Origin of the sequence: Amycolatopsis thermalba (assembly GCF_003385215.1) — a bacterium.
In the GTDB taxonomy this organism is placed as follows: domain Bacteria; phylum Actinomycetota; class Actinomycetes; order Mycobacteriales; family Pseudonocardiaceae; genus Amycolatopsis_E; species Amycolatopsis_E thermalba.
On sequence record NZ_PQHW01000072.1, the window covers coordinates 20,763 to 37,203 of the forward strand.

At 71.8% G+C, this 16,441-nt stretch carries 13 protein-coding genes; 9 read left to right on the top strand and 4 right to left on the bottom strand.

Going from position 1 to position 16,441, the window contains the following annotated elements:
• Genes D0D15_RS24705 through D0D15_RS24715 form a run of 3 tightly spaced genes read left to right on the top strand, consistent with a single transcriptional unit; the run spans position 1 to position 4,716 of the window.
• Entirely contained in the window at positions 1 to 1,686 is a 1,686-nt protein-coding gene (locus tag D0D15_RS24705; protein ID WP_094004930.1) for a CocE/NonD family hydrolase, read from the top strand.
• Positions 1,683 to 3,329, top strand: coding sequence for an amidohydrolase (locus D0D15_RS24710; RefSeq protein ID WP_115944773.1), 1,647 nt, complete (start codon positions 1,683 to 1,685; stop codon positions 3,327 to 3,329). Before D0D15_RS24705 ends, D0D15_RS24710 begins: the two co-directional genes overlap by 4 nt.
• Positions 3,319 to 4,716: an NAD(P)/FAD-dependent oxidoreductase gene (locus D0D15_RS24715; RefSeq protein WP_094004932.1), complete on the top strand. Its 1,398-nt coding sequence runs from the start codon at positions 3,319 to 3,321 to the stop codon at positions 4,714 to 4,716. The genes D0D15_RS24710 and D0D15_RS24715 overlap by 11 nt, the downstream gene beginning before the upstream one ends.
• An 84-nt stretch (positions 4,717 to 4,800) precedes the next feature.
• Here D0D15_RS24715 and D0D15_RS24720 read toward each other — a convergent pair whose 3' ends face one another.
• From D0D15_RS24720 to D0D15_RS24730, 3 genes are all read right to left on the bottom strand, one after another.
• On the bottom strand, positions 4,801 to 6,153 hold the full coding sequence (locus D0D15_RS24720) for an aspartate aminotransferase family protein (protein ID WP_094004933.1): 1,353 nt from the start codon (positions 6,151 to 6,153) through the stop codon (positions 4,801 to 4,803).
• 76 nt (positions 6,154 to 6,229) lie between these two features.
• A complete protein-coding gene (locus tag D0D15_RS24725) occupies positions 6,230 to 6,715 on the bottom strand; it encodes an Lrp/AsnC family transcriptional regulator (RefSeq protein ID WP_094004934.1) in 486 nt (161 codons plus the stop codon).
• A 45-nt stretch (positions 6,716 to 6,760) separates the two neighbouring features.
• On the bottom strand, positions 6,761 to 8,191 hold the full coding sequence (locus D0D15_RS24730; RefSeq protein ID WP_094004935.1) for an APC family permease: 1,431 nt from the start codon (positions 8,189 to 8,191) through the stop codon (positions 6,761 to 6,763).
• Positions 8,192 to 8,453: 262 nt separating this feature from the next.
• On the opposite strand from D0D15_RS24730, the gene D0D15_RS24735 reads away from it, so the two are divergent.
• The 4 genes from D0D15_RS24735 to D0D15_RS24750 all read left to right on the top strand — a co-directional run bounded on the left by D0D15_RS24735 (position 8,454) and on the right by D0D15_RS24750 (position 10,729).
• Complete coding sequence (locus tag D0D15_RS24735) at positions 8,454 to 8,900, top strand: hypothetical protein (protein ID WP_198958185.1); 447 nt, start codon at positions 8,454 to 8,456, stop codon at positions 8,898 to 8,900.
• A gap of 27 nt (positions 8,901 to 8,927) precedes the next feature.
• Complete coding sequence (locus D0D15_RS24740) at positions 8,928 to 9,344, top strand: cupredoxin domain-containing protein (protein ID WP_094004936.1); 417 nt, start codon at positions 8,928 to 8,930, stop codon at positions 9,342 to 9,344.
• Positions 9,345 to 9,380: 36 nt separating this feature from the next.
• Positions 9,381 to 10,082, top strand: a complete 702-nt coding sequence (locus tag D0D15_RS24745; RefSeq protein ID WP_143266173.1) for a hypothetical protein — start codon at positions 9,381 to 9,383, stop codon at positions 10,080 to 10,082.
• A gap of 74 nt (positions 10,083 to 10,156) precedes the next feature.
• Positions 10,157 to 10,729, top strand: a complete 573-nt coding sequence (locus tag D0D15_RS24750; RefSeq protein ID WP_094004938.1) for a DUF6529 family protein — start codon at positions 10,157 to 10,159, stop codon at positions 10,727 to 10,729.
• Positions 10,730 to 10,825: 96 nt separating this feature from the next.
• On the opposite strand, the gene D0D15_RS24755 is transcribed toward D0D15_RS24750, so the two are convergent.
• Positions 10,826 to 12,508: a right-handed parallel beta-helix repeat-containing protein gene (locus D0D15_RS24755; protein WP_094004939.1), complete on the bottom strand. Its 1,683-nt coding sequence runs from the start codon at positions 12,506 to 12,508 to the stop codon at positions 10,826 to 10,828.
• Positions 12,509 to 12,572: 64 nt separating this feature from the next.
• Here D0D15_RS24755 and D0D15_RS24760 point away from each other — a divergent pair, with 64 nt between their 5' ends.
• Both D0D15_RS24760 and D0D15_RS24765 read left to right on the top strand, forming a co-directional pair.
• Positions 12,573 to 13,475 carry an SseB family protein gene (locus D0D15_RS24760; RefSeq protein WP_158224412.1) on the top strand — a complete coding sequence of 301 codons (903 nt, stop codon included), beginning with the start codon at positions 12,573 to 12,575 and terminating at the stop codon, positions 13,473 to 13,475.
• Positions 13,476 to 13,552: 77 nt separating this feature from the next.
• The coding region (locus D0D15_RS24765) for an AfsR/SARP family transcriptional regulator (protein ID WP_244214982.1) at positions 13,553 to 16,441 on the top strand (2,889 nt) is incomplete at its 3' end.

Consider the following 16,441-nt stretch of genomic DNA (forward strand, 5'->3'; position numbering starts at 1 on the left):
ATGCACATCGAACGCATCGGCCCGGCCGAGCGCAGCCCCCTGGCCACCGAGGTGATGGTGCCCATGCGCGACGGCGTCCGGCTCGCCACCGACGTCTACCTCCCCGGCGGCGACACCACGCCGGGCCCGGTGATCCTGACCCGGCTGCCCTACGACAAGAACGGCGGGTACACCGCGCTGCCCGAGGTGGCCGAGTACTTCCTGCGGTTCGGCTACCGCATAGTGGTCCAGGACGTGCGCGGCAAGTTCCGCTCCGAGGGCGAGCGGCTGCTGTTCGTCAACGAGGCCGACGACGGCTACGACACGATCGACTGGATCACCAAGCAGCCGTGGTCCAACGGAATCGTGGGCATGTGGGGCGACTCCTACTACGGCTTCACCCAGTGGGCGGCCGTGTCCACCGCGCACCCCGCGCTGCGGGCGATCGCCCCGCGGGTCACCGGCACCCGGCTCGGTGAACTGGCCGCGCCCATCCCGGGCACGCACACCCGCGAGGTGGAGATGGGCGTGCACCGGATGTACCCGCTCACCATGTTCCACGACCAGGACATGCTGATGTGGCAGATGGACTGGACCACGCTGCCCTACCACGACACCGTGGAGAAGTTCTTCGCCCAGGTCGGCAGCCGGTCGGCGTCCTACGACGTGTGGTACCCGAACCCGGTGCGGCTGCGCCGGTTCCGCCACGGCAGCCCGTTCGACGCCCCGGCCGTCCCGGTGCTGATGACGATCGGCTGGTGGGACAACTGCGCGCCGTGGCAGTGGCAGGACCACCGGGAGATCCAGCGGCGCCCGCACTGGGCGATCAACGAGTACCTGCTGATCGAGGCCATCGACCACGAGAGCAACTCGCACTTCGACCGGCCCTGGCTCGGCGGCGGCGCGCGGCCGACGCCGGAGGAGCGACGCGCGACGCTGCCGCGGTACCTCGGCCCGGCGGTCGAGTTCTTCGACGTCTTCCTGCGCGGTGCCGGAAAGCCGGCCGACATCCCGCGGGTGCGCTGGCAGCTCGCCAACGCCGATCCGTCGTTCCGGGTGAGCGAAACCTGGCCGCCGCCGGAGACCACGACGATCACCCTCTACCCGTCGGACGCCACCGCGGCGCGCGGCAAGGCGCCTGGCGGCGACCTGGGTCCCGATCGCCCGGCCGCGGGCGTGGAGGCGACCTGGAAGCACGATCCCACCGGCCCGGTGCCGTCACTGGCTCCCGATCCCTTCGCGTACCTGCTGTTCCACCCCGATCAGCGGGGCAACCTGGACCGGCCCGACGTGCTGGTGTTCGGCGGGCCGCCGCTGGCGGAGCCCCTGGACCTCGTGGGTCCGGTGTCGTTGCGGGCCCAGGTCCGTGCCGACGGCCCGGAGCTGGACCTGTTCGCGAAGCTGTTCGACCTGGCACCCGACGGCTCGGCGCACCTGATCGCGCGCGGCCAGGTCACCGTGCTCGCCGCCGGGTACGACCGGGATGTCGAGGTCGACCTGGGGCACGCCGGCTACCGGCTGCCCGCCGGGCACGCGCTGGGCCTGGCGATCGCCGGCAGCGACGCGCCCGAGTTCGTGCCGTTCTGGGGCCAGGAGGGCAACCGCTGGGCCCAGACCACGGCGTCGGTGACGACGCAGTCGATCACGCTCGGCGGCCCGTCCGGTGCCGCGCTCAGCCTCACCGTCCACCGGGGGACCGGCTCATGAGCACGACGGTCTTCCGGAACGGCGCTGTCTTCTGCGCGGACGCGGCGCGATCGGTGGCCAGCGCGGTCGCCGTGCGGGACGGCGTGATCGTCGCGGTGGGCGGGGACGCGGAGGTCGCCTCGATCCGGGCCGGCGACGTGGTCGATCTCCACGGCCGGCTGCTGCTGCCGGGTTTCGTCGACGCGCACGTCCACCCGGTGATGGGCGGGCTGGAGCGGCTGCGGTGCGACCTGAGCGGGCTGGCGACCGCGGACGAGTACCTGGCCGCCATCGGCGGCTACGCGGCGGCTCATCCCGATCGGGCGTGGATCCTCGGCGGCGGCTGGTCGATGAGCGCGTTCCCGCGCGGCTGCCCGACCGCGGCGGTCCTCGACCGGACGGTGCCGGACCGGCCGGTCTTCCTGCCCAACCGCGACCACCACTCGGCCTGGGTGAACACCCCGGCACTGGAACTGGCGGGCATCTCCGCGGACACGCCGGACCCCGCCGACGGCCGGATCGAGCGGGACGAGCACGGCCTGCCCACCGGCACGCTGCACGAGGGCGCGATGGCGCTCGTCGAACGGCTGGTGCCCGCCCCGGCGCAGGCCGACTTCGACGCGGGGCTGCGGGAGGCCCAGCGCCACCTGCACTCGCTCGGCGTCGTCGGCTGGCAGGACGCACTGGTCGAAGTGGACGGTCCGGGCGCGTCGGTCCATGCGGCCTATCTGCGGGCGCAGCGGGAGGGCACTTTGACGGCCCGGGTGACGGGTGCGTTGTGGTGGGACCGCGCGTGCCCGCCCGACGGCGTCGCCGACCAGGTCGCCGCACTGGTGAAGCTGCGCGAGGAGACCGCCCGGCTCGGCGGCCGGTACGACGTCGGCACCGTGAAGGTGATGCTGGACGGGGTCGCGGAGACGTTCACCGCCGCCATGCTGGAGCCCTACCTGGACCGGTGCGGGCACCCCACCGGCAACCGCGGGCTGAGCTTCCTCGACGCGGAGCTGGCGAAGGCGGTGACGATCGCGCTCGACGCGGCCGGCTTCCAGGTGCACTTCCACGCCCTCGGGGACCGCGCGGTGCGCGACGCGCTGGACGCCTGCGCGGCGGCCCGTGCCGCCAACGGATCGTCCGGCCGGCGGCACCAGCTCGCGCACCTGCAGGTGGTGCACCCCGACGACGTCCCGCGGTTCCGGCGGCTCGGTGCGACCGCGAACCTGCAGGCGTTGTGGGCGACACACGAGCCGCAGATGGACGAGCTGACCATCCCGTTCCTCGGCGACGAGCGCGCGGCCCGGCAGTACCCGTTCGGTGATCTGTTCCGCGGCGGCGCGACGCTGGCGATGGGCAGCGACTGGCCGGTGAGCTCGCCCGATCCGCTGGCCGCGGTGCACGTCGCGGTGAACCGCGTCGGCTACGACGCGCCGGCCGGGACGCCACCGCTCGGCGCGCACCAGGCGTTGCCGCTGCCCGTGGCGCTCGCCGCCTACACCGCGGGTTCGGCGTGGGTGTCTCGTGTGGACACGGGCACGATCGCCGTCGGCAGGCCCGCCGACCTCGTGGTCCTCGACCGGGACCCCTTCGACGGGCCGGTCGGCGAGATCGGCGCCGCGAGGGTGGCCCGCACCTACATCGACGGGCGGCTCGTGCACGATGAACGCTGACTCCGCCCTGCGCGACGCGCGGGAACTGCCGTTCTGGCTCGACCAGCCGGACTGGCGGCGCCCGCCCAGCGAACCACTGCTCGGGACCGATCGCTGTGACCTCGTCGTCATCGGCGGTGGGTACGCGGGCCTGTGGACGGCCCTGCTGGCGAAGGAACGCGACCCGGGGATCGACGTCGTCCTGCTCGAAGCGCACCAGATCGGCTGGGCGGCGTCCGGGCGCAACGGCGGGTTCTGCGCCGCCAGCCTCACCCACGGTCTCGCCAACGGCGTCCAGCGGTTCCCGGCCGAGATCGAGCGGCTGGAGCAGCTGGGGCGGGCCAACCTCGACGCGATCGAGTCCGCGGTGCACCGGTACGCCATCGACTGCGACTGGCAGCGCACCGGCGAGCTGACGGTGGCGACCCAGCCCTGGCAGGTCGACGAACTCGCCGGAACCCGGGCGCTCGCCGCGCGGCACGGCACCGAGTTGCGCCTGCTGGACCGGGACGAGGTGCGGGCCGAGGTCGACTCACCCACCTACCTCGCGGGACTGGCGGACCCGGACGGGGTGGCGCTGGTCGACCCCGCCCGGCTGGCGCGGGGGCTGCAGAACGCGTGCCAGGCCCTCGGGGTGCGCATCCACGAGGGCACCAGGGCCGACCGGATCGAGCGGGACGGGGCCGGCATGCGGATCGTGACCGCGACCGGGGTGCTGCGTGCCGGGAAGGTGGCGTTGTGCGCGGGCGTGTTCGGGCCGCTGCTGAAGCGCCTGCGCTGGTACCTGGCTCCGGTGTACGACCACGCGCTGGTCACCGAACCCCTGACGGCGGACCGGCTCGCCGCGATCGGCTGGGCCAGGCGGCAGGGGATGAGCGACGCGGGAAACCAGTTCCACTACTACCGGCTCACCGCGGACGACCGGATCCTCTGGGGCGGCTACGACGCGATCTACCACTACGGCAACCGGATCGCGCCCGATCTGGAGCAGCGCGACCGGACCCGCCGCCAGCTCGCCCGGAACTTCTTCGTCACCTTTCCCCAGCTGGCGGGGATCCGGTTCACGCACACCTGGGGCGGGGTGATCGACACCTGCACGCGGTTCAGCCCGTTCTTCGGCAGGGCTTGTGGCGGCCGGGTCGCCTACTCGGCCGGGTACACCGGGCTCGGCGTCGGAGCCACGCGGTTCGGGGCACAGGTGATGCTGGGCTTGCTCTACGGGCGTGACCTGGAGCTGACGTCGCTGGAGATGGTGCGCCGGAAGCCGGTGCCGTTCCCGCCGGAGCCGTTCCGCTACGCCGGGATCCAGTTGACCCGGTGGTCGCTGGGCCGGGCGGACCGGGGCGGCGGGCAGCGAAACCTGTGGTTGCGCACCTTGGACCGGCTGGGGGTCGGGTTCGATTCGTGAACCGCGAGGGGCGGCTGCCGAAGGTTGAGGGGTTTCCGGCCGGACCGGGTGGCCTCCGCGGGCCACCCGGTCCGGCCGGATGGGTCAGAGCCGCGACCACGCCTCGGTGAAGGCGGTCCGCAGGATCTGCTCGATCTCGTCGAACTGCTGCTGCCCGCAGATCAGCGGCGGTGACACCTGCACGACGGGCTCGCCGCGGTCGTCGGCCCGGCAGTAGAGGCCGCCTTCGAACAGCGCCGTCGACAGGTAGCCGCGCAGGACCCGTTCGCTCTCCTCGGCGGTGAAGGTCTCCTTGGTCGCCTTGTCCTTGACCAGTTCGATGCCGTAGAAGAAGCCGGCGCCCCGCACGTCGCCGACGATCGGGAGATCGCGGAGCTTGTCCAAGGTGGACTTGAACGCCTGCTCGTTCGCGCGCACGTGCTCGTAGAGACCGTCGCGCTCGAAGAGGTCCAGGTTGGCCAGCGCGACCGCGCAGGACACCGGGTGCCCGCCGTAGGTCGAGCCGTGCATGAACGTCGTGTCGCCGTGGCGGAACGGCTCGGCCAGCCGGTCGCTGATCAGCACGGCCCCCAGCGGCGCGTACCCGGAGGTCAGTCCCTTGGCGGTGGTGATGATGTCCGGCTGGTAGCCGTATCGCTGCGCGCCGAAGGCGTGCCCGAGCCGGCCGAACGCGCAGATCACCTCATCCGACACCAGCAGCACGTCGTAGGTGTCGCAGATCTCCCGGACCCGCTCGAAGTAGCCGGGAGGCGGCGGGAAACACCCGCCGGTGTTCTGCACCGGCTCCAGGAACACCGCGGCCACCGTGTCCGGTCCCTCGAACTCGATCGCCTGCGCGATCTGGTCGGCCGCCCACCGCCCGTAGGCCTGGTAGTCGTCGGCGTGCTCCGGCGCGCGGTAGAAGTTCGTGTTCGGCACCCGCAGCCCACTGGGCACGAGGGGCTCGAAGTCCTGCTTCGCGCCGGGGATCCCGGTGATGGACAGGGCGCCCTGGGATGTGCCGTGGTAGGCGAGGTGGCGGCTGATCACCTTGTGCTTGCCGGGTTTCCCGGTGAGCTTGAAGTACTGCTTGGCCAGCTTCCACGCGGTCTCGACGGACTCGCCGCCGCTGACGGTGAAGAACACGCGGTTCAACTCGCCCGGCGCCTCGCCGGCGAGCCGTTCGGCCAGCTCGACGGCGGTCGGGTGGACGTAGGACCACAGCGGGAAGTAGGCCAGCTCCGCGGCCTGCTTGGCCGCCGCCTCGGCCAGTTCACGCCGGCCGTGGCCGGCCTGCACCGCGAAGAGCCCGGCGAGCCCGTCGAGGTAGCGGCGGCCGCGGTCGTCCCAGATGTAGGCCCCCTCGCCGCGGACGATCAGCGGGACCTCGTCCTTGTCGTAGGCGGACAGCCGGCTGAAGTGGAGCCAGAGGTGGTCGCGTGCGGCGGTCGGGGTCATGAGTGTCCTCGCAGGGCTTCGGGCTGTACCTTCCCCTACGTTTATCGCACATCAAGACCCTGGAGGCAACTAAAAACTACCGTGTACCCCACTGATACGACTGTTTCCGTAGCTTGAGGTAGGTCAGCGTCTCGATGTCACGCACCCCGGGGATGGTCCGGATCCGGTTGGAGAGCAGGTCGAGCAGCCGGTCGTCGTCGGGGCACACCGCCTCGCACAGCAGGTCGTACTTGCCGGCGCAGATCACCACGTAGTCGATGTGGTCGAGCTCGGCGAGCGCGTCGGCGACCGGCTCCAGCGGGCCGTCGACCTTGAGCATGATCATCGCCTGCCGGAACAGCCCCACCTGCATGGGATCGGTGACCGCGACGATCTGGACGACCCCGCTCTGGGTCAGCCGCGCGACCCGCTGCCGCACCGCGGCCTCGGACAGCCCGACCGCCTTGCCGATGGCCCCGTAGGGTCGCCGGCCGTCCTCCTGCAGCTGCTCGATGATCTTCTTCGACACGTCGTCCAGCGGCGCGGCGACGGACGGCTCGGGCGTGGTTGAGTTCTTGCGCACGGCCGCATCATCGCCGCGCCGCCGGAGCGCGGCAACAACCGGGGCTTACGTGTCGGCCGGCACCGCCACCGGAGCCGGGTCCGCGACGGGCTCGCGGTGCCGCGTGAAGTACGGCGAGCGCCGCACCCAGGCGATCGTCATCGGCACCAGGCCCAGCGCCAGCGCGCCGAGCCCGATCGCGTTCACCTCGGCGTCGTTGGTGAGCACCGCCTGGATGAAGATCCACAGCAGGAACGCCGCGCCGAGCAGCGGCCACAGCCCGACGAACACCAGGTTCCGGACGGACTTGAGCAGCTCGCGGCGATAGGTGATCACCACCGCGAGCCCGGCCAGCCCGTAGTAGAAGGCGATCTGCAGGCCGATCGCGCTGATCGCGGCGGTCAGGATGGTCCCGACCGAGCCGAGGAAGTTGGACAGCACGAACAGCGCCAGCGCCACCGCTGCGACGATCACCGTAGCCAGCCAGGGGGTGCGCCACTTCGGATGCGTCCGCCCGAGCGCGGCGGGCAGGGTGCGGTCCCGGCCCATCGCGAACATCGTGCGCGTGACCTGGACCAGCGTCGTCTCCAGCGTGGCGATCGTGGACAGCATCACCGCCAGCGACAGGATCTTGCCGCCGGCCCCCGGCCAGATCGCCTGCCCCAGCACGTCGAGCAGGTTGCCGCTGTCGGCGGCGATGGTGTCCGCGGACAGCAGCATGTTCACCATCACCGTGAACGCCAGGAACAGGCCGAGCACCACGAGCACGCCGGTGATACCCCCGGCGCCGGCGGCGCGCCGCGCGGATTTCGTCTCCTCGTTGAGGTTCGCGCTGACGTCCCAGCCCCAGTAGTAGAACGCGGCGACCAGCGCCGCGGCGGCGAACCCGCCGAACCCGTCGAAGTGGCCGAAGCCCAGCCAGGACCAGGAGAAGGACTGCACCGCGATCTGCGGCGCCCTGGCGAAACCGGCGACGACGAAGCCGGCCAGGATCGCCACCTCGACCCCGGTCATGATCCACTGGACGCGGGCCGTGACGTGGGCGCCGAGCAGCACCACGATCGCCATCACGAGGAACCACCCCGCGCCGACCACCGTGACCAGCGCGGTGTTGCCGGCGAGGTCCGGGCTGAACAGCGACAGCGTCAGCGCGCCGGCCGGCAGCGACCCGGCGACCATGAACAAGGTCGCCGACACCACCAGCGCCCACCCGGACAGGAACCCGAGCGCCGGGTGCAGGGCCCGGCCGACCCACGCGTAGCTCGCCCCCGCGTTGACCTCGGCCCGGCCGAGGTAGCTGAACGCCCAGGCGATACCGAGCATCGGGATGCCGCAGTACAACAGCGCGGCCGGGCTGGCGAGGCCCGCGGCCGCGACGAGAGTCGCGGTGGTGGCGGCGATCGAATAGGCGGGGGCGCTGCCGGCCACGGCCATCATCGCGGTGTCCGCCGCGCCGAGTGCGTTGGCGCGAAGCCCTGGGGAATGTCCTTCGGTCATGCGCGGCCTCCGTGAGGTGAGGAGAAGCGTTGCCCCATTGAAGGTTCTGATACCGAAGCCGTCAAGCCTTTGGGCGACTAAATTCGTGTTACCGAGCTGAGGGGGCGCTTGATATCGTTGTCGGCTTGCCTGGGTGAGGGCGCCCGGCGCCGGCGCCCGGATTGTCACGAATCGGTATAGCCGCAATCCCGCACGCGGGACTGCGTCGAATCATCCGTACCGCTCCAGCCCCCGGTGGAACCGCGCTCACCCGGGAGGCATCGTGAAACTGAGAGCATCGCCGGTGGATGCGGCGCCCGGCCGAAGAATTCTCACCGTCGCGCTGCGACTGATCACCGCGGCGGCGCTGGCGATGGACGCGTACGTGCACTTCGACCTGGCGTCCACATACGACACCGTCGCCGACGTGATCAGCCAGGGCACGTTGTTCCGCGTCACCGCCGTACTCGCCGTGGTAGCCGGGTTGCTGGTGCTGCTGGTCAACCGCGTCTGGGCCCCCGCGTTCGCGCTCCTGGTCGCGGCCGGCGCCCTGGTGCCGGTTTTGCTGTACCGCTACGTCGATGTGGGCGAACTCGGTCCGATACCGAACATGTACGAGCCGGTCTGGTACCCGGACAAGACGCTGACCGCCGTGGCCGAAGTGGTGGCGGTGGCCGGTGCCGCAGCACTCCTCGTGCTCGCCAAGCGCCGATCCGGCCGCGCCGCCTGACTGCGTCGAACAGGAAAGAGAAGAGAAATGCGCACAGTGTTGATCGCAGTGGTGTCGGTGGTGATCCTCGCCCTGTCCGGGTGCGGCGGAGGATCGGAATCCCCGGCGCCGCCCGCGTCCCCGGCCGCACCCGGGCAGGCCGAGCCGGCACCCGGGTCGACGGTGATGACCAAGCTGCTGAAGTTCGACCCGGAGAAGCTCACGGTCAAAGCCGGAACCACCGTGGTGTGGAAGGTCAGCGACCAGCTCGGGCACACCGTCACCACCGGCACCTTCAGCGTCGGCGGCAACAACCTCCGCACGTCGGAAAACCCCGATGGGTTGATCGACATGCCGCTGACCAAGGACGAGGAGGTGTCGTTCACCTTCGGCAAGCCCGGCACCTACACCTACTACTGCTCGATCCACAAAGGAATGAACGGCGAAGTCACCGTCACCCCTTGACAGCAGCACAACCCGGAACAACGGAAGGGTAAGATCATGAAACACCCACTCCCCAAGGGGGCGGCACTACTCGCTGCGGGACTGCTCGTGCTCGCCGGGTGCAGCTCGGGCGAAGAGTCCCAGGCGCCGCCGCCTTCGCCACCGTCGCCGACATCGGCGCCTGCGGCCACCGCGGCCACCGGTAAGGCCGCCACGACGACTGCCGCGGCGGAGTTGCGTTCCGGCCTGACGTACCTGCTGACCGAACACGTCTACGCCGCCGGGATCGCCGTCACGACTGCGGTGTCCAAGGGCGGCGACATGAACGACGCGACGGTGAAGGCCGCGGTCGAGGCCCTGGATGCGAACTCGGTGGCGCTGTCCGAGGCCGTCGGCTCGGCGTATCCGGATGCCGAGCAGCCGTTCCTGGAGTCGTGGCGTCAGCACATCGGTTTCTTCGTCGACTACACCCTGGGCAAGGCGACCGACGATCAGGCCAAGGTGGACAAGGCCAAGACCGATCTCGACGGCTACCGGACCTCGTTCGGGCAGCTCATCAATTCCGTGGTGCCGGAACTGCCGGCCGGCGCCGTCGCCCAGGAACTGCAACCCCACGTGCAGAGCCTCTTCGACGCCATCGACTCCGTGGTGGCCGGGGACGGCCAGGCCTTCGCCAAGCTGCGCACCGCGGCCGAGCACATGCCGATGACCGCGGCCACCCTCGCCGGTGGCATCGCCGAGAACAAGAAGCTCAGCTAGTCCCGTCGGCCAAGGCCGGCCGGCTCGGTCACCCGACCGGCCGGCCGGTCTTGACACCTCACTCGGGAGATCCCATGAACACCGGCCCAACACCACCGCGGAGCCGGCAGTCCCGCACACCGGCCGTGGTGCTGGTGGCAGTGCTGTTCGCCGGAGCGGCCGTTTCCCTCACCCTCGGCCTGCTCGGCGCCGCACTCGGCGAACCCCGCAGCCTGCCCACGTGGGGCTTCTCCAGTGTGCAAACGTTCAAGGCGTGGCTGGCCGGCGCGGTGCTCGTGCTGGTGCTCGCCCAGCTCGTCACCGCGCTGTCGATCTACCAGAAGCTGCCGGGCCGGCGACCGGCACCGCGGTGGGCGCACCTGCTGCACCGGATCACCGGCACCGCCGCGTTCCTGGCCGGCCTCCCGGTCGCGTTCTACTGCCTCTACGGCTTCGGGTTCGACGCCACCACGCCACGCACGCTGATGCACTCGCTCGCCGGATGCCTGTTCTACGGGGCGTTCACCACGAAGATGCTCGCGCTACGCGGCAAACGGCTGCCCCGGCTCGTCCTGCCACTCGCCGGCGGGGCGACCTTCACGCTCTTCGTCCTCGCCTGGACGCTCGGCGCGGCGTGGTGGTTCCGGCAAACCGGGCTGACGACGTGACCACGGGCCGCTCGACTGTCCGATCAGGAGGGAAAACCTGGCGTGCCCGCGCGGCCGGGGCCGCCGGCGACCCGCTCGTGAGCGGCAGCTGCCCGGTCAGCCCGTGCCGCGGACCGCCTCCAGCAGGTCGTCCAGCGTGAGGGTCCGCAGGTCGTCGCGGGTGGGGCGGTGGCCCAGCGAGCGCAGCCGCGTCGACTGGGCCTTGCGCATCCGCTCCAGCAGCTTGCGCGCCTCACGCGCGTTGCCGAAGTTCTGGTCCCGCTCCATCTGCGCGAACCACTCCAGCAGCGCCACGTCGAGGTCCTCGCCGAGCAGGTAGTCGTCGTTGCGGGCCATGTGCAGGCTGATCGACACCAGTTCCTCGGGGCTGTAGTTCTCGAACTCCAGCGTCTTGCCGAACCGGGACGCCAGACCCGGGTTGGCGTCGAGGAACTCGCCCATCTCGCCGGTGTACCCCGCCACGATCACCGCGACCTCGTCCCGGTGGTCCTCCATCAGCTTCACCAGCGTGTCGATGGCCTCCTGGCCGAAGTCCGCGCCACTGCCGCTGGAGCGGGACAGCGTGTAGGCCTCGTCGATGAACAGCACGCCACCGCGTGCCTCGTCGAACGCCGACGCCGCCTTCTCCGCCGTGTGACCGATGTACTGGCCCACCAGATCCCGCCGCGAGACTTCCTTGAACCGCCCGTTCGGCAGGATCCCCAGCGCCTTGAGCAGCTGGCCGTAGATGCGCGCGACGGTGGTCTTACCGGTACCGGGCGCGCCGGCGAACACCAGGTGGTTGCTCACCGTGCCGACGGACAGCCCCTCGCTGCGGCGCCACTCGTTGACCTGGATCTCGTCGATCAGGCCGCGCACCTCGGCCTTGACGCTCGCCAGGCCGATCATGCCGTCGAGCTCGCCGAGCAGCTTGTCGACGGTCTCCAGGTCCTGGTGGTTGCCGGTGGTCGCGACCGCGCCGACCGGGACCTTGCCGCGCGACGGGTCGCCTTCGCGGATCTCCGTGCGCGCGCCGTCGGCGAGGTGGATGCCCGGCACGGCGGTGTTCTCCACGCGGCAGTCCTCGATCACGCCACCGCAGCCGCGGCCGACGCTGATCCCGGCGCCCTGCGTGTCGTGCACCCAGCAGGTGCTGATCGTGGGCGAACTCTGGTCCGCCACCGCGACCCCGGCGTCGCCCGTCTGCGAGATGTCGCAGCGGTCCAGGCCGGAGTCGCCGGCCTGGTACATGTACACCCCGCGGAACCCGCACCCGGCGATCGTCGTGTGCTGCACCTTCACCCGCGCGCCGAGCCGCAGGATGACGCCGTCGTCGGCGATCTCGCGGATCTCGCAGCGGTCGATCACCCCGTCGGACTCCTCGACGACGATCCCGTACTGCGCGCCCGTCACGTGGGTGTTGCGGACCTCGATGCGGTCGGCGCCGGCGACGTCGATGCCCGGCGCGAACCCCGCGGTGGCGGTGCAGTCGACGATCTTCACCTCGCCGCCGCGCACCCGGACCGAGGAGTGCTCCTCGGAGGCGAACTTCAGCCCGATCAGCTCGACCCGGGCGTCGGTCAGCGACACGACCGGCTGGTCCGGGAACGGCGAGCTGATGGTCACGCTGCCCGCCTCGCGCGCCGACAGGGTCACGTGCTGCCGGTTGATCGAGATCGGCTCGGGGTAGTCCCCGGGCGCGATCGAGATCACCGCACCGTCGTCGGCCGCCTCGAGCGCGTCGCGGATGGTGGGCAGGGCGCCGCGCTGGTCAGGGGCGACGAAGAGGGTGCGTGGCATGGCTTCCGTGGTTCGGCCGACTAGGGTTTGCAGGACAAAAGGTACCCCAGAGAGGCAAGCACGCGTGGAACCTTCCTGGCAGCCGGGCAATGACCTCGAGCACGCGCTGATGGCGGCGATCGAGGAGGGGGACCCCCAGCGCTACGCGCGGCTGGTGCTGGACGCGACCTTCTACGTGCCGGTGCTCCCCGATCCCGGCACCCCCGAACGAGAAGAGGTGACACGTCAACTCGGCCTGAGCGAGCACGACATCCTGGTCTTCACCTCGCCCGCCGTGCTCGGGCGGTTCCTCGGACCCGACGCCCGCGGCCACACCACGGCGACGTTCGCCGAGCTGACCGCCGGGGCGGCGGAGGAGGCCCGGTTCATCATCGATCCGGGCCTGCCCATCACCGCGGTCCTGCCCCCGGCCGTGGTGCCCGAACTGGCCGAGGGACGGCAGGCGACCGCGCCGGTGTCGGAGCTGCGCGACGTCGTCCGCGACGAGGTGCGCCGTCTCGTCCCGTTGCTGTCGCTCGCGGAATTCGCCGGCGACCGGGAACCGCGCACCGACCTGCCACCGTCCAACGCTCTGGAACACGCGCTGGCCGCGGCGCTGGCGGAGCGGAACGAGGAAGCGTACATGCGGGCGCTGGTGAGCGGGGAGGTGGTGGTCCCGACCACGGGACCGGTGCCGGCCAACGACCTTCCGGGCATCCCGCCGCTGCCGTGGCGGCTCGCCGGCACCGACGAGATCCCGGTGATCACCGTGTTCTCCTCGGTGGCCATGCTGGAGGAGGTCGCGGGCAAGGACCAGCACTACACGACCGACCTGCTGTTCAACGTGTTCATCCGGTGGCCGGACGAGCGCCACGTCCTGTGCGTCAACCCGGGCGCCGAGACGGAGATGGTCCTGTCCGGACAGGCGGTGCTGGAGATCACCGACCTGATCGCGACGGACCTGTCATCCGATGGTGGTGGTTCCTAGCGGTCCGGGTGCGTCTTCTGGTTGTTTGCAGCCATGACCCGGGCGGTGGCCCGCGTGCGGAAAGGTGATGACGAGCTGTGCCCGAGACCCCGTCCCGCCCGGTGCGGTACCGGCTGCTGGGCCCGATCGAGGTGTCGGGACCGGACGGGCCGGTGCGGCTGGGCGGGCCGAAGCAGCGGTCGGTGCTCGCGGCGCTGCTGCTCGCCGCCGGGCGCGTGGTGCCCGACGAGCAGCTGTTCTCCCTGGTCTGGGGTGCCGCGCCGCCGGCGACGGTGCGTGGACAGGTGCAGGTGTACGTCTCCGAGCTGCGCAAGCTGATCGGCGCCGACGTGATCAGCCGGCGCGCGCCGGGGTACGTGATCGAGGTCGGGCCGGGGGAGCTGGACCTGCACGAGTTCGACGACGCCGTCGCCAGGGCGCGGGACGACCTCGACGCCGGCCGCGTCGGTGAGGCGGCCCGCCGGCTGCGCGCGGCCCTCGACCTGTGGCAGGGACCGGCGCTGGGCGGGGTCACGCAATCGCTGCTGGACCGGGAAGGCCCGGCGCTGGCCGAGAAGCGGCTGAGCGCGCTGGAGGACTACTTCGACGCCGAACTCGCCGCCGGGCGGCACCGCGCGGTGGTCACCGAGCTGCGGCAGGAGGCCGAGGCCAACCCGTTCCGGGAGCGCCTGCAGGCCCTGCTGATGCTGGCGCTGCACAAGTGCGGGCGGACGCCCGAGGCGCTGGAGGTCTACACCGCGGTCCGGTCCCGGCTCATCGAGGAACTCGGCGTCGAGCCGGGGCCGTTGCTGCGGGACACCCAGGTGCGACTGCTGCGCGACGAACCCGAGGAGGGGCCGGTGCCGCGGCAGCTGCCCGGTGACGTGCCGCAGTTCGCGGGGCGGATGCGCGACCTGGCGCGGCTGGACGCGCTGCTGCCGCTGGACGGCAGCGGCGGGCGGCCGTCGGTGTCGGTGGCGGTGGTCAGCGGCGGCGCGGGTGTCGGCAAGTCGGCTTTCGCGGTGCACTGGGCGCACCGCGTGCGGGAGCGGTTCCCGGACGGGCAGCTGTACGTCAACCTGCGCGGCTTCGATCCCGGTGCGTGCGCGATGAGCGCGGCGGAGGCGGTGCGGCGGTTCCTCGACGCGCTCGCCGTTCCGGCGCAACGGATCCCGGTGAGCGTCGAGGCGCAGGTCAGCCTGTACCGCAGTCTCCTGGCGGACAAGCGGGTGCTGGTGGTGCTGGACAACGCGCGCGACGCCGGCCAGGTGCGCCCGCTGCTGCCCGGCGCGCCCGGCAGCTTCACGCTGGTGACGAGCCGGAACCAGTTGTCCAGCCTGGTCGCGGTGGAGGGCGCCGCGCCGGTGAGCCTGGATCTGCTGTCCGACGCGGATGCCCGCGAGCTGCTCGCGCGGCGGCTGGGTGCGGACCGGGTCGCGGCGACCGCGGCGGCGGTCGCGGCGATCAACACGCTGTGCGCGCGGCTGCCGCTGGCGCTGGCGATCGTCGCCGCGCGGGCCGCGACGAACCCGGGGTTCACGCTGGCGGAGCTGGCCGCCGAGCTGCGCGCCGCGCGCGGCGGGCTGGACGCGTTCGAAGGCGATGACGCGACGTCCGACGTGCGGGCGGTGTTCTCGTGGTCGTACCACGCGATCAGCCCGGACGCGGCGCGGTTGTTCCGGTTCCTGGGGTTGCACCCGGGGCCGCACGTGACGGTCGCGGCGGCGGCGAGCCTGCTCGGGGTGGCCCGGGTGCGGCCGCTGCTGGCCGAGCTGACGCGGGCGCACCTGGTCACCGAGCGCGCGCCCGGGCGGTACGCGTTCCACGATCTGCTGCGCGCGTACGCGATCGAGCTGACGCACGAGGAGGACTCGGAGGCGGAGCGGACCGCGGCGGTGCGGCGGATGCTCGACCACTACGTGCACACGGCGCACGCGGGCGCGGCGGGGTTGAGCCCGCAACGCGAGCCGCTGGTGCTGGACCCGCCGGCGCCGGACGTGGTGGCCGATCCGCCCGCCGACGCGGGGGCCTGGTTCGCGGCCGAGCACCCGGTGCTGCTGGCGGCGATCGACCGGGCGGCGGCGACCGGGTTCGACACGCATGCGTGGCAGCTGGCGTGCGCGTTGAGCCACACGTTCGTGCGGCAGGGCAGGCACTGGCTGGGGGAGCCGCGGACGTACCAGGTGGCGCTGGAGGCGGCCACGCGGCTCGGGGACCCGGTGGCGCTGGCGCACAGTCATCGGGGGCTGGCGGTGATCCTGACGGCGCTCGGCCGGGACGTGGAGGCGCGGGAGCAGCTGGACCGGGCGCTGGATCTGTTCGAGGAGCTGGGGGATCTCGGGTACCAGGCGGATGTGCGGCAAGGGCTGACGTGGGTTTGCGATCGGCTCGGGGACTACGCCGAGGAGTTCCACCACGCGCGGCGGGCGCTGGAGCTGTTCCAGGCGGCGGGGAACCGGTCCGGGGCGGCCAGCGCGCTGAACAACATGGGCTGGAGCTGCGCGCGCTTGGGGGATCACGAGCAGGCGCTGGCGTACTGCAAGGAGTCGATCGCGGTGCAGGCCGAGCTGGGAAACCTGGTGGGGGAGGCCAATGCGTGGGACAGCGTCGGGTACGCGCAGCAGTCGCTGGGAAACCTGGACGAGGCGGTGCGCTGCTACGAGGTCGCCGTGGGGCTCTACCGGCGCCACGGAAGCCGCTACTACGAAAGCCGAACACTGAACCGCCTGGGCGACGCCCACCTGACCCGGGGCGACGGCGCCGCCGCGAGGCGCGCCTGGCAGGCGGCGCTGGACTTGCTGGAGGAGCTCGGTTCACCGGACGGAGGCCAAATCCGAGCGAAGCTCGGCGGAGCGGCGGTCGTCGGCGGGGCGGCGGTCGTTGGTGGGGCGGCGGTCGTTGGTGGGGCTTCGTCTGGTGGCGGTGTGCCGTCCGGTGGTGGGGCTTCATCTGGTGGCGGTGTGCCGTCCGGTGGTGGGGCTTCATCT

What these genes read in the sequence shown, in the direction of transcription:
- D0D15_RS24755 (WP_094004939.1), bottom strand. Translation starts at nt 12,508, where the DNA reads ATGCCACGCACCCTCTTCGTCGCCCCTGACCAGCGCGGCGCCCTGCCC.
- D0D15_RS24740 (WP_094004936.1), top strand. Translation starts at nt 8,928, where the DNA reads ATGCGCACAGTGTTGATCGCAGTGGTGTCGGTGGTGATCCTCGCCCTG.
- D0D15_RS24745 (WP_143266173.1), top strand. Translation starts at nt 9,381, where the DNA reads ATGAAACACCCACTCCCCAAGGGGGCGGCACTACTCGCTGCGGGACTG.
- D0D15_RS24715 (WP_094004932.1), top strand. Translation starts at nt 3,319, where the DNA reads ATGAACGCTGACTCCGCCCTGCGCGACGCGCGGGAACTGCCGTTCTGG.
- D0D15_RS24730 (WP_094004935.1), bottom strand. Translation starts at nt 8,191, where the DNA reads ATGACCGAAGGACATTCCCCAGGGCTTCGCGCCAACGCACTCGGCGCG.
- D0D15_RS24750 (WP_094004938.1), top strand. Translation starts at nt 10,157, where the DNA reads ATGAACACCGGCCCAACACCACCGCGGAGCCGGCAGTCCCGCACACCG.
- D0D15_RS24720 (WP_094004933.1), bottom strand. Translation starts at nt 6,153, where the DNA reads ATGACCCCGACCGCCGCACGCGACCACCTCTGGCTCCACTTCAGCCGG.
- D0D15_RS24705 (WP_094004930.1), top strand. Translation starts at nt 1, where the DNA reads ATGCACATCGAACGCATCGGCCCGGCCGAGCGCAGCCCCCTGGCCACC.
- D0D15_RS24710 (WP_115944773.1), top strand. Translation starts at nt 1,683, where the DNA reads ATGAGCACGACGGTCTTCCGGAACGGCGCTGTCTTCTGCGCGGACGCG.